Genomic DNA, 14,366 nt, shown 5'->3' with positions numbered 1-14,366 from the left:
CCCAATGTCTCCACTCTTATTTATATATATACGTCATCTATTCCATTATAGACCTTACCAAAAACGCGCATTTCACTTCTCTTTGGAAAACGAATATCCTTAACTGTCTGTATATAGTCTTCTGAAGTCAGCGATAATAATTCTCTTTTCAATGCATCCACCGGATTTTCATCCGGAAATAAAGTATTAACGGTATATTGATTCGTATATTTTTCATTTCTATTATAATCTATATACCTTTTAGCCTGAAATTCTATTTTAGCTCCATTATTGAGAGCAAATTTTAAATCCTGTAAATAAGCTTTTACTTCTAATTTACTTTCAATTCTTGCATTTGCTTCATTTATCAAACCCACGCTCCCTTAGTATCAATTGATACCTTTATAATATATCCTATATTCCATTTTGTCAATAGAATCCAAGGTCGATTATAGCCTGTCTGCTGTGTGATTACTGTTCACACGGCCAGGGCGTGAACAGTAACTCATCCTTCACAAGGCCGCACCGGATGCCGAATCACAGTCCGCAGCTTTTCCTCCGCCGCCCGCCGGGGGTCGCTGAGGTAGATTTCATGGTGGAATCTGGACTCTGAAATGTCAATTTCATATCCGTTTTCCGCAGCAAATTCCTCCATCCTACGGACCGTCTCCGGCTCATGGTCGTAGCTGCCGATGTGCATGCACTGGACGCAGGCCCCGTCCCCGTAGGTGAAAAATTCCACTTTCGAAAAATCTGTCTTCTTTTTCGCAGACGCTTCCGCCACTGCCCAGTCAAAATCTTCTTTTTTCACGAAATCCGGCAGCCGAATCATGGCGATCCATTGAAAATCTTCTTTGCGGGAATAATCGACCCCTTTGATTCCCTCCTGCCACCAGAGCCCCTCCAGCGGCGGCACCACATAAGAAAAATATCCGTCGATCTTATGGCTCCCCTTATAGCTCATTTTTATTGTAAATGCAATCCCGTACAGCAGGTTCATCGCAGCCTTGTACTCCCCGTTCGGTTCATTTGGATTTCCTTTTCCGCGGACAGCCACATAATTCATCTCCGGAATCTCGATGATCCCCGGTTTCCTGGGCGGCAGATAAAATTCCTTGTATTCCTTTTTGTAATCAAACGGCATGAAATTTCCTCTCCTCTCGTCTGTTTTTTGACAGCTCACTCCTTCACCTTTTTCTTTTTCGGCTTGGGCATGGGCAGCTCCCTGCATGTCTCTGTCACAAATTCTGCCAGAAATTCCGTATTTTCAAGTTCTTCGATCAGGAAATGGGGCTTTGCTCCCTCATAGGGCGAACCGGTATCCATATCCGGCGCCAGACGTTTTCCCGCCTCTGTCATTTTCACAAAAAACTGGTCGTCACAGATGCATCCAAAAAATTTTCCATCACAGTATAATCCATATTCCCCAAACATTTTCCGATAGCTGATCGTTCCAGCGCCGGAAAGCTGGTCTGCCACATATTGTACAAATTCCGGACTGCTTGCCATATCTTATCACCTTCCCCTGTATATTTTCCACCTGTACGGTTGCAATCCGAAGTCACATTTTTATGCAATTTATTGCAATGAAAGTGCGACTTCGGATTAGCAACCCACCTCATGAATGAGTAAAATGTGACTGCGTTAGCAGGCACAAAAGTGCGAAGCACGGATTTTACGAATGAATGAGGTGGTTTGGATGCTCAAAGAGCATCCAAACGTACAGGTGGAATATATTTTGACCGCATATTTTCGATGATCTTCTGCAGTTCCTCCCGGACATTCTCCGGCTCCAGCAGCTCTGCCCGGTCTCCGAAGGTCAGAAGCCAACTGAGCAGATTATCCTGATACGTGTAATCCGCATGGAATAAAAGCTTTCCGTCCTCCTGCTCTTCAAAGCAGTCCAGGCCGAACTCTTCCACCAGACGCCATTTGCATTCCGGCTCGAAAAGCACTTTTACCCGGATGCCGCCCGGAAAGATCCGCTCATTTTTCAAATCCGGCAGCGGGACTTTCCGCGGCTCAAAACGAGCATCCAAGAGCCGCAGCTCCGCCATGCGGTTCAGCTTGAACAGCCGGAAATCCTGCCGTCGGGTACACCATCCCCAGACATACCAGCTGGACCACCGGAAAATCAAATAATAGGCTTCAATCCTTCTTTTTCCTTCCATCTTCGGTGAAAAATAAAGAAATTCCAGTTCCCGCCTGCCGTCTATGGCCGCCCGGATGCTGTCGATCTTGGGGGCCAGCTCCTCCTTGTACCAGGAGGACAGGTCGATCAGGATGGACTGGCTGCCTGCCATAAAATCCGATCCGCCTGCGGAAAGCTTTTCCATCAGCAGGCTGTACTGGCTGGTGCCGCTGACACTGTCCAGACTTCGAAGCCCGGCCAGGATGTCCTGCATTTCCCGGGTAGTGAATACCGTCCTGTCTACTTTATAATTTTCCATAATGGAGATCCCGCCGCCTGCCCCGGGCATGGTCACAATCGGGATTCCGGCCCTGCACAGGTCCTCAATATCCCGGTTGATGGTCCTTCTGGACACTTCAAAACGCTCCGCAAGAAAGGGGGCGGTCACCATGTCCTGCTGCAGCAGAACAGATAAAATTCCAATCAGTCGATCAATCTTCATATGCACTCCTTCGAAATACAGTATAACACAGGAAACAAGACAACTGTATGTCATGTTTTAAATATTCTAGTGAATATCGAATAAAATATGATTTTGGAAAATAACCTTATCCTTCCCCTTCCTGATCTCCCCAATCTCATAGCAGTCATGATACCGCTTCATACACTCCGCCGCCTCCTTGGCATGCTCCTTTTTCACCACAATGAGAAGCCCGGCGCCGCAGTTGAACGTGGAAAGCATTTCCTGCTCTTCTATATTACCTGCCTTTTGAATATACGCAAATATGGGCAGTGTTTTCAGCTTATTTAAGTTGATCTCCGCACTCAGTCCCTCCGGGATGATCCGGCACAGATTTCCCTTGATGCCGCCCCCGGTGATATGCGCCAGGCCGCGGACGCCGTTTCCCCGAAGCAGCGCTTTGATCGCCGGGTAATAAGGCGTATGGGGCTTCATGATCTGTTCGATGAATGTCTCCCCTTGTATCCTGTCCAGCTTGATCTGCGGCATCTTCTCCATCAACAGGCGGACCAGGGTATAGCCGTTGGTATGGAGACCGTTGGATGCAGCCGCCAGAACCTTATCCCCTTCGGAAATGTCTGATCCGTCGATGATTCTTCCCCTGGGAACGATCCCGGCAATGCTTGACGTCAGAATATACAGCCCCGGATTCACCACCTCCGGCTGGATAGACGTTTCGCCGCCCACCAGGTCGCATTCGTTTTCCCTGCACGCTTCGGAAATTCCCTTGATAAAGGCTTTCATGGTTTCCTTTTCCGCCTTGCCGCAGACAATCGTATCCAGCACCGCAAGAGGCTTTGCGCCCATGACGGCAATATCATTTACCAGATGATTGATCATGTCATGACAGATGGATTCTACATACCCATATTCCATCGCCAGCTTCTGCTTGGAGCCCGGCTCCTCGGATTTCAGAACCAGTACAGGCTCATCAATCCCTGAAAATCCAATGTCGTACAGGGACGCGAAAGGCCCCAGTCCGTTCAGTACCCGCGGGTTATTTGTGTTCAGATAGACCGCCATTTCCCGTTTTAGTGCATCGGTGTAGGAAATATCCACCCCGGCTTTGCTGTACGAAAAACTCTCGCTGTTTTTCTCCCGGCCCTGAAGGATCTCATCCACTGAGGTGTGCAGCAGCCCGGCCAATCCCACCAGGATCTCCACATTCGGCAGCGTACCGTTTTCCCATTTTGAAACGGCCTGGAAGGAGACGTTCAGTCTGGCGGCAACCTCCGCCTGTGTCATGCCCAGACGCTTCCTCTTCTCAGAAATAAACGCGGCTATTTTCTTGTTGTCCAGCATATTGTGACCTCCGATCTTGAATTTCGTTTTGCGGCCGCTCCTGGAGCCCCTTACTTAACGCTTTGCAGATTCGCAGAAAACGGCTGTTCTTTCTATAGCTTCTGTTCCAGATTCTTACTTTATATTAACCTGAGCGAAGCAGAATCCGCAATCACCAGATATTTGAAATCCCCAGTATCATTCAACCCGAAGTTGAGCGAATGGCTTTCGTCTAAAATAACACCCCTTCATACACATAAATATTTTTAGTTTGCGATCAGAACAAACTCCGCATTTACAAACGGAAGAAAAGACTCACAGGAAATTGATTATTTTATCGAGCGCGCGAAAGGCGGCATCAGATGATCATCATGGGGTGCCAAATGCTCAATGAACAGATCGCGCAGGGCTCCATAGAGGGCTATCTGGATACATATACCGTACTTCCGTCGCTGACCTCTGTATGCGACAGCGGTGTATCCGGCTGTGACGGCGCCCTGGAGATGGCTGCCGAGATGGGTAAAAAGGTGACCATCGTGGAAATGCTGCCGGAGGTTGCCAGAGACGCCATGTTCATCAATAAGTTTTCCCTGATGAACGGACTTGCAAAGAACCAGGTTCGGATTCTGACCGATACAAAGGTCGTTTCTATCCAGGAAGACGGCGTGACCGTCGAGAAACAGGACGGAACGCAGGAAGTGCTGAAGGCAGATACCGTAATCTCCGCATTTGGCATAAAGCCAGACCTTACGACGGTGGAGGCCGTGAAGACAAAATATCATACAAAGACACGGGTCGTAGGAGACAGCAAGAAGCTTGGGAAGATTGGGGATGCCGTGAGGGAAGGGTTTTATGCGGCTGCGAGTTTGTAGGACATACCAGCGAATATTATTTACAAGCACCCTGTTTCTTGATAGGGTAGCATAGAAAATCCGAGAAAGTACCATAATCGGTTTTCTGCATTTATACCCAGACTTTCTGTCGTCAGGTCTCAGGGTCTGTCAAGGAAATAGCTGCCGGAAAATAACGGGTTCTCTTTTATCTATGTTATTTTCCGGCAGTTGCTGGTTTGGCAGGTATCGGAAGATAAGGAGGTCTGGTGTTTTTTTACATATAAGTCTTTCCATGTAATCTACAGCCGGTAACTTCCAAAATCATATGTTCATCTAAGCTCCAAAATATCTTTCTTTGGAATCTGCAGATACACTTCTTCTCCCATTCCCAGCCTTCCGTTTGGGCTGAACAGGACGTCCGCATTGATCTCCAGGCCGCCGCAGTCTACCGTGTAGGCAACGGTGGTTCCCCTGGACATGGCCCCGGTGATCTTTCCTTTCATCCGAACGGCCTGCCCATCGCTGCCGCCGTCCTCTGCGGAAATGCGGACCGCCTCGGGACGGATCGCCACAAATTCGCTTCCGCTCTCCACGGTCACGACCTTCTTCATGGCCGCCGTTTCCAGGATATTGTAGTGCCCGATGAAATTTGCCGCAAACTTTGTCTTCGGGCAGGCGTAGATCTCCTCCGGCGAGCCGGACTGCTCGATCTGCCCCACGTTAAACAGGTGGATCGTGTCCGACATCACCATGGCCTCCTCCTGGTCATGGGTTACAAAAATAGCTGTGATTTTCAATTTCTGCTGGATCTTGCGGATCTCGATCTGGAGGTTGCGCCGCAGCAGCGCGTCGATGGCGCTTAAAGGTTCATCCAGAAGCAGCACCTTTGGCTCCATGACGATCGCCCTTGCCAGAGCCACCCTCTGCTGCTGTCCGCCGGAAAGCTGTCTCGGATACTGGTTGATCTTTTCCGACAGGCCCACAATGTCCAGCACTTCTTTTACTTTTTCTTCTATATATGATTTTTCCTTTTTCTGGATCTGAAGGCCGAAGGCCACGTTCTGGCGCACCGTCATATTGGGAAACAGGCTGTACTGCTGGAAGACCATTCCGATCTTTCTCTGCTTCGGCGTAAAGTTCGTGATGTTCACGCCGTCCAGGTAGATCTCCCCTTCGCTGACGGTCTCAAGTCCGGAAAAACAGCGGAGCAGCGTGCTTTTTCCACAGCCGGACGGCCCCAGCAGTGTCACAAATTCCCCCTGCTCGATGTGCAGATCAATCCCCCGTAACACATGGGCGTCGCCAAACCGCTTATGGATATTTTTAAATTCTATGTATGACATCTATTTTCACCTAACCCCTTTTCTTATTCTGAAACCTGAATACCGTCTGCGAAATAACCAGTGTAGCGGTAAACATGATAATTACGATCACGCACTGGTACTGGAGCACGATCACACGGCTGTTGTAAAGAAGCATCTGCACGGTTTCGAATTTATTTCCTGCAATGATCTTGATGATCGCAAAATCTCCGAACACGGTGGACAGCGCCAGCAGTGAGGAGACCAGAATCCCCGACAGCATACTGGGAAGCACGATGCGCACAAACGCGTAGAGCTTGCCGGCTCCAAGGATCTCGGCCGCTTCCAGGAGCTGCGTCACGTTGATCCCATGAAGATTGTTTCGGATTCCCTGGTACACGAAGGGCAGGATGGAAATACTGTAAATGCAGACCAGCATAACCATTCTGTTGGAAAAAATCGTGGGTGTTCCCGCATAAAGCGCCAGTACCGGAATCGCGATAATAACGCCCTTTAAGGAATTTGGCACCATACAAATGGCCTGGATGTATTTTTCCAGCTTCGGATAATAGACCACTGATGTGTAAAGCGCCAGGATCACCACCACATTGCAGATGAGGATCGGCGGGATGCTGATCAGCACGCCCCGCAGGATCGCGGGCCACAATTCCGGCTCCGTAAATGCCTGGCCCCAGTATTTTAACGTCCAGCCCGCAGGAAGAAGCTTGGTCCAGCCGACGGTAAAGGAGTACACCAGGGTTGCCAGAAAGGGAATCAGCAGAAAAATACACGTCAGTGTCAGCACAACATAGGGAAATGTTTTCTTGCGTTTCATGATCCGCTCCCTCCTTTATACAGCAGCTTTTTCAACAGGTTGCAGCCGCAGATCACGGCAAGCATGATCACGATCATCCAGATTGCAAGCGTCGATCCCATCTCCCGCTGAGGGGTCATTTCCCCGGTGAACATGGTCGTAATCTTGACCGGAAGCAGCGGGATACTGGTGGTCACCAGCAGAAGCACGGTGGCATACGCAGTGATCGCATTGGCGAACAAAAGCGCAAAGGTATCTAAAAGGCTTGGAAGCATGACCGGAATCCCGATCCTGGTCCAGAACTGAAAGGAAGACGCCTCCATCAGTTCCGCCGCTTCCTTCCATGCCGGCTGAATCGCCTGGAATGCAGGAACCAGCATCAGGCTTCCCAGCGGAATCTGGAAGTAAATAAACATCAGCATCAGCCCCTGCATGGAATACAGTTTGAACACCGTCGCCAGCTCGATCCCGATGGCTTTGAGCGCCAGCACGAAAATCCCGGTATTGCCTAATATAACAACAAAGGAAAAATACAATGGCAGACCTGCGAAGTTTGACACCATATTCAGCAGGGATAAAATACGTCCCTGGCCTTTTTGCCCCAGCTCATTTACGGAATACGCAATCAGGAATGAAAGGATCAGCCCGATGATCGTAGAAAGAAATGACAAGTATAAACTGTTTTCCGTGGCAACCCTGTAAACAGAGTCCGTAAATATCGTCTTATAATTGTTTAGCGTGAAGGTCCCGGCCTCCGGCATCGTAAAGCTTTGTTTGATCATACTCAGGATCGGCAGAAAGATAAACAGAGCGGCCAGAACCAGCAGCGGAACCATCGTCCACAGATTTTTGATCTTGTATTTTGTTTTCATATAGATCTCCCTATTGGTCAGAGGAGCCCGCCCCATTGCCGGACCCCTCTGCCTTAAAGCCGCCTTACTGAACCAGAGGAAGCACTTCCCGCTCCCACAGCTCCGCGATTTTTGTACATGCGCTGTTCAGGCTTTCCACGTCGGAAATATTGGTGCAGTTTTCATACAGGTCGTCACTCAGCAGTATATCCGCCACTTCCTCCGGAAGCTCTACGCCCTCCTTCGTCGGTCTTGCATACCCCTTCGCACGGTCGATGGCTCCCTCGTCGCTGCAGAGATATTCGATGGCAAGCCCTGCCGCGTTGGCATGGGGCGCGTATTTGTTGATGATCTGCGCATATCCGTTTGTTACAGAACCGTCGTAAGGGATCGTGATGTCCAGCTTCATGTCCGGATTTTCTGCCACGATATTGTCCCGCCATGACAGGACGGAATAGTCATAATTGCCCACGCAGCAAACCATCTCGCCGCTTGCAAGCCTTGCGGAGGAGGTGTCCCCCGTATCCAGCCTTCCGGCCTCTGCCAGTTCCTTAAAATAATCGATACCCGGCTGAACGTCATCCAGGGAACCGCCGTTTGCAATCGCGCAGGATAAAACCGCCACCTGCGACGCCGCGCCTGCAAGAACATTTCCTACAGATACAAGGTAGTCGCCGTCCTTCACTTCTTCCCAGGAAGCCGGGCATTTACCGTCGGTAAATTCCGTATTTGCGATAAATGCAAGGGAACCGGTGTAGGTCATCACCCAGCGGCCTTCCGGATCCTTCGCCCAATCCGGAAACTGATCCCAGGTGGAGGCTTTGAAGGAACCGATCACGTCCTGCTTGATGGCTTCCGGCGTCATGGAAAGTCCGATGTCCCCGATATCCTTTGTGGGATCGTCTTTTTCCGCCGCAAACTGCGACAATTCCTCTGCGGATGTCATGTCCACGTCCCCGTGGGTCAGGCCGTATGTGGTGTTGATCCCTTCCCAGGAGCCTTTCCAGTTGGCCCAGTCATCGGGCATACCCACAGACTGGATATCCCCCTCCTCCTGGGCTTTGGAAACCAGGTCGGCCAGGGACATTTCCTCACCGTTGAGCTCCACCTTCGCGTCCGGGTCTACCTCCACCTCGGGCATAGGCGCGTCATTCTTTTTTTCCTCTCCGCCGCCGCAGCCTGCCAGCATGGATACGGTCATTGCCGATACCAATAATATGCTCCATAATCTTGCTCTCTTTTTCATTGCGTCCTCCTCCTTTGCGTACATTCATAGCTTTGTCATTTGTTTCTATTACATGCAGATCACTCTCCGCCTGTTTTTCTTCCGTATGCGCAGGCTGCAGCCGGATACACGTCTTTTTTTGCTTCACCGCTGCTCTTTCTCCTCACGCCAGCGCGATTTCTGCCAGGTCTATCATTTCCGGGGAAACCGGAATATCCAGCAGCCGGCAGAGCAGCGGCGCCACATTCAATTCGGAAATATAATCCTCCTCAAACCGCCCGGCCTTCACCGCGCTGCTGAAAATGTACAGTGGAATATCCCGTTGTTCCGCGTCGGTGCCGCCGTGAATCCCCAGTTCGTTCATCCCGTGATCCGCGGTGATGACGATCTGGTATCCTTCCTGCATCCAGGTTTCCATCAGCAGGGAGAGAATGTTATTTGCCGCTGCAATAGCCCCCTCATACTCTTTGCTCCCTGCGCCCTTAAGGTGCCCCTGGTTGTCGATTCCCATGGAATGATACAGGATAAAATCCGGGTCGTACTGTGTTCTCAGATATTCCCCGTCGGCAAACAGATGGGAATCCGGGTAACTATCCTCCCAGTAATAGATCCCTGCGTCGATCATGCCGCCCGAATGAATCTGAATCCTGTCTTTGTCCAAATGAAACGGTACATGGTTGTACAGCTCGCTGACCCACAGATAGGCCGCGGCCGCCGTAACCCCGCCCTGGGACTTGCACATGGAAAACAGATTGTCACAGCCCAGCACCCGGACGGTTTCATTTGCCGCAATGCCGTGCTTATAAACCGGGAGCCCTGTCAGCAGCGTGGCATACATGGGCCTTGACAGGGAGGGCAGTTCGCCCCGAACCTTGTACTTCGCCCCCTTTCCATAATCAATCAGGTGCTCCAGGTATCCCAGATTTCTTGTCCCCGCATCATACTGGCATGCGTCCAGCAGCACAAATATCGTTTTTCTCATAAGCATCCCCCTTGAAGAATCACCTGTCTGAAAAGCAGGTCTTCTATGTCTGCACTGTGTGCCTAATCTACCGTTGAAAATGAGCCGGTTGTTGCCTTGCTGTCGTTGATCTTTCGAATTTTATCGGCATCCGCCTTATACTGGTGCATCTCGTCAAGCAGGCCGTTCTGCTCCTGCTCGATATCTGTCAGCTGGGTATAGCAGAATCCGCAGAGCAGATCCGAATCGTAGATATCCCGGATCAGACGTTCGTACACCTCCAGAAATGCCTCCGGACTGTCGGCGCCTGTGTAGCCCCAGCTTTCTTCGGCCGCGCCGCCTCCGGTATGCTCCGCCCGGATGGCAATGCCCCCGATCTCGGTGAGCAGGACGGGCTGCCCTTCATAGGAAAATCCTTCCGCAAAGAGGGGTCTTTCCACCAGTCCCGACAGACCCTCCAGGCTTCGGACTCCTGCGCGGAAACGCTCCTGCTGCCTGGGTTCATCCTGTTCCCCGTGCTTGTAGGTGTGAAACGCGCAGATGTCATTTTCCGTCATTTCCCAGCCGTCGTTGGCGATCACCAGCCTGGTGTCGTCAAGTCCCCGCGCCATATGGTACATGGATCTTGCGAAATGCTGCTGCTGCCGGTTGTCGTATAAGCGCGGCACCCCCCAGCTTTCATTCATCATATTCCAGAGCACGATGCAGGGATGGTTGTAATCCCTCTGGATCACCTGGCTCCACTCTTCCGCAAAGGCCGTTCCTCCCTGGGGTGTAAAACTCCAGAAACTGGCCATGCTCTCCCACACCAGAAATCCCAGCCTGTCCGCCCAATATAGAAATACCGGGTCCTCCACCTTCTCATGCTTCCGGCAGCCATTGAATCCCATCGCCTTGGCCTTGCGGATGTCCTCGGCGTATTCCTCCTGGTCCGGCGCGGTCATCAGGCCGTCCTTCCAATATCCCTGATCCAGCAGAAGCTTCTGATAATAAGGCTGGTTGTTCAGATAAACTTTTCCGTCCTGGACATGGATCTTGCGCATTCCGAAATACGTCTCAACGCTGTCGCAGCAGCATTCCCCATCTTTCAGCTTCACACTCACATCAAACAGATAGGGATGCTCCGGCGACCAGTACCAGCCTGTAAAATGAAATGCGCCGCAAAGCGCTTTGTTGTGGAACACATCTACGATGATCTTCCCCCGTTTGCCTTTTCCTTCCACGACTCCGGTATGCACCTGGCTGCCCCGGAACCGGATATCCAGCTCGATCAGAAAGGGGGCCGGCGTGTGATCGGATACCTGGTACGTGATCTCCACCGTTCCCTTGTCAATATCCGGTGTAAAATGCATCCATTCCATGTGGGCGCTCTCCACAGGCTCAATCCAGACGGACTGCCAGATTCCGCTGGACTGGGTATACCAGATAAACTCTCCCCTGTCCTTCCAGAACTGCTTTCCCCGGGGAATCCCTTCGTCCGACAGGTAATCCACCGCCGACACCCGCAGATGTTCTTCGACCCCATTTAAAAAATCTGTGATGTCAAATGTAAACGGAGTCTGTCCACCCTGATGGGTACCTGCGCACTGCCCGTTCACCCATACGCTGCAGCGGTAATCCACCGCCCCGAAATGCAGCAGAATCCGTTTTCCTTCCCATTCCCGGGGCACCGTAAACTGCCTCTCATACAGGATCTCGTCGGAGGTCAGCGTCCTGCCGATGCCGCTCAGCCTGCTCTGGGGTACGAAAGGCACCTCGATCTGCAGCTTTCCGGCCCTGAGCCCTTCATAAAAATCCCATGTTCCATTCAAGCTCTTCCACTGCTCCCGAACAAAATCCGGACGCGGATATTCATTTCTCATATGCCCCACCTGTTCCTTTATCATATTTTTGTGTAACCGGCCAGATCGGCAGGCTGTCCGGCCCGCCCCTTCCCAGTTCGTGACTTTTTTCCTGAAATTATCATTTTGATATATTTCATTTTGTTTTCATTATTTTTGAAATTTATTCGTTATTTTAGTTTCAGTTTTTCTCAATCCACTCTTTATTTCTATTATTTTATTTGCTTTTTTCTCTTTTTCATGTCTTTCTTAGCGTGTTCCATGATTAAACTATACTCCTGTTTTTTTCCAAAAGCAATGGCTTTTTATGCAAAATTACAATTTCAGTTCATTTTCACAATTTGTTTATTGTCATTTTGTGCAATATTCCTTGACATTCCTCTTTATTTCATTTATAATGTAGCAAATTTATTTTATATATTTATTTCATAATATTTATCCTGCAATATTTCTGTATTATTTACTACACTTTTATAGAAAGGAAATACGATTATGTCAGCAATCCAAAGTACCCCCAAAATAATCGGAGAAAAAAATCTGGAACTCAACCTGGCTGCCGCCAGCCACAAGGAGCATCTGGTCGCCATCGGCAAGGCCCTGTCTTCCCCTGTCCGGATCGACATCATGAACCTGATCAAGACCAAGCCCCTCTCCCTTCAGGAGATTGCAAGGCTCCTGCAGATCCCTCTGTCCTCCACAGCTATGCATATCCGCTGCCTGGAAGACGCGGGCCTGATCATCACGGAGAACCAGCCGGGAATCCGGGGCTCCATGCGGGTATGCATGTGCCATATCCTTTCCTTCCACCTGGAAGCGTATGATACCGAAATCGATGCCGCCGACCATTCCTATCTCTATGAGATGCCCGTCGGCAGCTATTATAATTTTGACGTCAGCCCCACCTGCGGCCTGGCCGGCATGGAAGGGATCATAGACTGCTTCGACAACCCGGTTTCCTTCTATTCCGCAGAGCGCCAGAATGCACAGCTTATCTGGTTCAGCCAGGGATTTCTGGAATACCGTTTTCCGAACAAGATCAACCGGCTGCTGACCCTGCAGGAGCTTTCCTTTTCTCTGGAGCTATGCTCCGAAGCGCCGGGCTACAGCGAGGACTGGCCGTCGGATATCACATTTTACATCAATGACCAGGAAGTCGGAACCTACACCTGCCCCGGGGATTTCGGCGTCAGAAGGGGAAAATGCACGCCCGACATCTGGCCCATGGGCCGCACCCAGTACGGGCTTCTGACCTCCATCTCGCTGCGGCAGGACGGCGGCTATATCAACGAGTCGCCTGTCAACCCTGCAGTCAGTTTAAGCACGGTGGGATTGGATGCGCATCCTTTTATCTCCTTTAAGGTCTGTATTAAGTCAGACGCTGTGAATATCGGCGGGGTGAATATTTTTGGGGAAAAGTACGGGGATCATCCACAGGGGATTTGTATGAGAGCTGTATATTGAAAAAAAGAGGGCTGCCAATTGACAGCCCCCCTTCTTTTACCGCGTTATTAAAATTTATATATTTACAGATTTTCTATTGCCTTTATTACCTTGCATTTCTGCACATCGTACTCATCAATCAGCACAGGATCACCTTCTGTCTATAATGTTTACAAAAAAAGGCAGGGCGGTACCAAATATTGCTCTTAATCACTTCCGCTGGCATAGCCCCCCTGCTGTCCCTCCAGATCACTCTTTATCAACTGGACATACTGTTTTTTCGCCTTCCATAATCAGGTTGCTTTCCATATAAAATCTAAGACCTCATTGTCAATCACAGAGCACAATGCTACTTTTGCCTTTAACAACGCACTCAAATCTCTCCAGATCCATCTTTGTCGTTATCTTAAAATTACCTTCGTCCCCAGGAATCATAGCAATATCCATCCCCGCCATAACTGCTGGCTCTGTAGAACCGTTGATCTGCAGAATCTTATCCGGCAGAAGCCTTCTGTTTGCTTCATAATATTTTCCCAGCCGAAACACTTCCGGCGCCTGCCCCGCAAATACCTCGTTTCTTTTTACCAGCGCGGAAATCGTCTTTCCATCTTTGCTGGTATAAACAGTATCCTTCATAGGAAGTACCGGAATTACTCCGTCATGCCCCCGGACTGCCTTCAGACATTCTGTAATCTGATGTTCTGAAAGCAATGGCCGGGCAGCGTCATGTATAAAAATGCAGTCCCGATTATCTGCATAACCTTTGATATCCTCTAACCCCTGTAAAATGGAAAGCTGGCGATTTGCCCCCGGCAGACAAAAGCCCTGAAATTTTTCTGCATGGTCATAAAGAGAAATCCATTTCCTGATCTCTCCCTGCCATGCAGGCTCTGCTACAATGTGAACCGCATTTATATTCTCATGGTAAAACAGCTTCTCCATGGCATAGGCAATAACCGGCCGGCCTTCCACGCTGAGGTACTGTTTCGGGATGCTTTCTCCAAGCCGGACGCCCGTCCCTCCTGATAATAAAAGAGCGATGTTCATTTTATTTTCCTTTTCCGTACTTTATTAAATAGCCGAACGGCCATAGTAGTGGACCTTTGGTATACCGGCCGAATAAAATACTCATAAAATTCATATTTTGAATAATCCATATATATCTTATAAAATCAATCTTGCTTCTGAC

At 49.9% G+C, this 14,366-nt stretch carries 14 protein-coding genes; 2 read left to right on the top strand and 12 right to left on the bottom strand.

Annotated features, from left to right (window positions below; translation table 11 throughout):
- Positions 1-20: 20 nt before the first annotated feature.
- The 5 genes from EBB54_RS26625 to purM all read right to left on the bottom strand — a co-directional run bounded on the left by EBB54_RS26625 (position 21) and on the right by purM (position 3,932).
- Complete coding sequence (locus EBB54_RS26625) at positions 21-350, bottom strand: hypothetical protein (RefSeq protein WP_243127824.1); 330 nt, start codon at positions 348-350, stop codon at positions 21-23.
- A 134-nt stretch (positions 351-484) separates the two neighbouring features.
- The gene (locus tag EBB54_RS26620) at positions 485-1,123 is read right to left on the bottom strand and encodes a GyrI-like domain-containing protein (RefSeq protein WP_125129690.1); all 639 of its coding nucleotides are present in this window, start codon (positions 1,121-1,123) and stop codon (positions 485-487) included.
- A gap of 35 nt (positions 1,124-1,158) precedes the next feature.
- Positions 1,159-1,488, bottom strand: coding sequence for a TfoX/Sxy family protein (locus tag EBB54_RS26615; RefSeq protein WP_125129689.1), 330 nt, complete (start codon positions 1,486-1,488; stop codon positions 1,159-1,161).
- A 194-nt stretch (positions 1,489-1,682) separates the two neighbouring features.
- Positions 1,683-2,612, bottom strand: a complete 930-nt coding sequence (locus tag EBB54_RS26610; protein WP_125129688.1) for a helix-turn-helix transcriptional regulator — start codon at positions 2,610-2,612, stop codon at positions 1,683-1,685.
- A gap of 66 nt (positions 2,613-2,678) precedes the next feature.
- Positions 2,679-3,932: a phosphoribosylformylglycinamidine cyclo-ligase gene (gene purM / locus EBB54_RS26605; RefSeq protein WP_125129687.1), complete on the bottom strand. Its 1,254-nt coding sequence runs from the start codon at positions 3,930-3,932 to the stop codon at positions 2,679-2,681.
- 341 nt (positions 3,933-4,273) lie between these two features.
- Here purM and EBB54_RS26600 point away from each other — a divergent pair, with 341 nt between their 5' ends.
- The gene (locus EBB54_RS26600) at positions 4,274-4,783 is read left to right on the top strand and encodes an FAD-dependent oxidoreductase (protein ID WP_243127823.1); all 510 of its coding nucleotides are present in this window, start codon (positions 4,274-4,276) and stop codon (positions 4,781-4,783) included.
- Between the two features lie 290 nt (positions 4,784-5,073).
- Here the strand turns inward: EBB54_RS26600 and EBB54_RS26595 are convergent, their stop codons facing one another.
- The 6 genes from EBB54_RS26595 to EBB54_RS26570 form a co-directional block, all read right to left on the bottom strand.
- Positions 5,074-6,087, bottom strand: a complete 1,014-nt coding sequence (locus EBB54_RS26595) for an ABC transporter ATP-binding protein (protein ID WP_125129686.1) — start codon at positions 6,085-6,087, stop codon at positions 5,074-5,076.
- A gap of 10 nt (positions 6,088-6,097) precedes the next feature.
- On the bottom strand, positions 6,098-6,880 hold the full coding sequence (locus EBB54_RS26590; protein WP_004079974.1) for an ABC transporter permease: 783 nt from the start codon (positions 6,878-6,880) through the stop codon (positions 6,098-6,100).
- Positions 6,877-7,731: an ABC transporter permease gene (locus EBB54_RS26585; protein WP_004079972.1), complete on the bottom strand. Its 855-nt coding sequence runs from the start codon at positions 7,729-7,731 to the stop codon at positions 6,877-6,879. Before EBB54_RS26585 ends, EBB54_RS26590 begins: the two co-directional genes overlap by 4 nt.
- 64 nt (positions 7,732-7,795) lie before the next feature.
- Positions 7,796-8,956 carry an extracellular solute-binding protein gene (locus tag EBB54_RS26580; RefSeq protein WP_162307212.1) on the bottom strand — a complete coding sequence of 387 codons (1,161 nt, stop codon included), beginning with the start codon at positions 8,954-8,956 and terminating at the stop codon, positions 7,796-7,798.
- A 142-nt stretch (positions 8,957-9,098) separates the two neighbouring features.
- Complete coding sequence (locus EBB54_RS26575; RefSeq protein WP_125129683.1) at positions 9,099-9,917, bottom strand: alkaline phosphatase family protein; 819 nt, start codon at positions 9,915-9,917, stop codon at positions 9,099-9,101.
- 62 nt (positions 9,918-9,979) lie between these two features.
- Positions 9,980-11,758, bottom strand: coding sequence for a glycoside hydrolase family 2 protein (locus EBB54_RS26570; RefSeq protein ID WP_125129682.1), 1,779 nt, complete (start codon positions 11,756-11,758; stop codon positions 9,980-9,982).
- Between the two features lie 471 nt (positions 11,759-12,229).
- Between EBB54_RS26570 and EBB54_RS26565 the strand changes: the two genes are divergently transcribed.
- The gene (locus EBB54_RS26565; RefSeq protein WP_125129681.1) at positions 12,230-13,198 is read left to right on the top strand and encodes an ArsR/SmtB family transcription factor; all 969 of its coding nucleotides are present in this window, start codon (positions 12,230-12,232) and stop codon (positions 13,196-13,198) included.
- A 309-nt stretch (positions 13,199-13,507) separates the two neighbouring features.
- Here EBB54_RS26565 and EBB54_RS26560 read toward each other — a convergent pair whose 3' ends face one another.
- Positions 13,508-14,224, bottom strand: coding sequence for an IspD/TarI family cytidylyltransferase (locus EBB54_RS26560; protein ID WP_125129680.1), 717 nt, complete (start codon positions 14,222-14,224; stop codon positions 13,508-13,510).
- Positions 14,225-14,366: the final 142 nt, after the last annotated feature.

The sequence above is a fragment of the Schaedlerella arabinosiphila genome (genome assembly GCF_003885045.1).
GTDB classification, from domain to species: domain Bacteria; phylum Bacillota; class Clostridia; order Lachnospirales; family Lachnospiraceae; genus Schaedlerella; species Schaedlerella arabinosiphila.
Note: the sequence above shows the minus strand (reverse complement) of the source record. Positions and strands in the feature narration are given on the sequence as shown.

Bases quoted from the DNA above. Each gene is read 5' to 3' on its own strand.
- EBB54_RS26575 (WP_125129683.1), bottom strand. From the start codon at position 9,917: ATGAGAAAAACGATATTTGTGCTGCTGGACGCATGCCAGTATGATGCG.
- EBB54_RS26620 (WP_125129690.1), bottom strand. From the start codon at position 1,123: ATGCCGTTTGATTACAAAAAGGAATACAAGGAATTTTATCTGCCGCCC.
- purM (WP_125129687.1), bottom strand. From the start codon at position 3,932: ATGCTGGACAACAAGAAAATAGCCGCGTTTATTTCTGAGAAGAGGAAG.
- EBB54_RS26600 (WP_243127823.1), top strand. From the start codon at position 4,274: ATGATCATCATGGGGTGCCAAATGCTCAATGAACAGATCGCGCAGGGC.
- EBB54_RS26585 (WP_004079972.1), bottom strand. From the start codon at position 7,731: ATGAAAACAAAATACAAGATCAAAAATCTGTGGACGATGGTTCCGCTG.
- EBB54_RS26590 (WP_004079974.1), bottom strand. From the start codon at position 6,880: ATGAAACGCAAGAAAACATTTCCCTATGTTGTGCTGACACTGACGTGT.
- EBB54_RS26610 (WP_125129688.1), bottom strand. From the start codon at position 2,612: ATGAAGATTGATCGACTGATTGGAATTTTATCTGTTCTGCTGCAGCAG.
- EBB54_RS26570 (WP_125129682.1), bottom strand. From the start codon at position 11,758: ATGAGAAATGAATATCCGCGTCCGGATTTTGTTCGGGAGCAGTGGAAG.
- EBB54_RS26560 (WP_125129680.1), bottom strand. From the start codon at position 14,224: ATGAACATCGCTCTTTTATTATCAGGAGGGACGGGCGTCCGGCTTGGA.
- EBB54_RS26565 (WP_125129681.1), top strand. From the start codon at position 12,230: ATGTCAGCAATCCAAAGTACCCCCAAAATAATCGGAGAAAAAAATCTG.
- EBB54_RS26580 (WP_162307212.1), bottom strand. From the start codon at position 8,956: ATGAAAAAGAGAGCAAGATTATGGAGCATATTATTGGTATCGGCAATG.
- EBB54_RS26615 (WP_125129689.1), bottom strand. From the start codon at position 1,488: ATGGCAAGCAGTCCGGAATTTGTACAATATGTGGCAGACCAGCTTTCC.
- EBB54_RS26595 (WP_125129686.1), bottom strand. From the start codon at position 6,087: ATGTCATACATAGAATTTAAAAATATCCATAAGCGGTTTGGCGACGCC.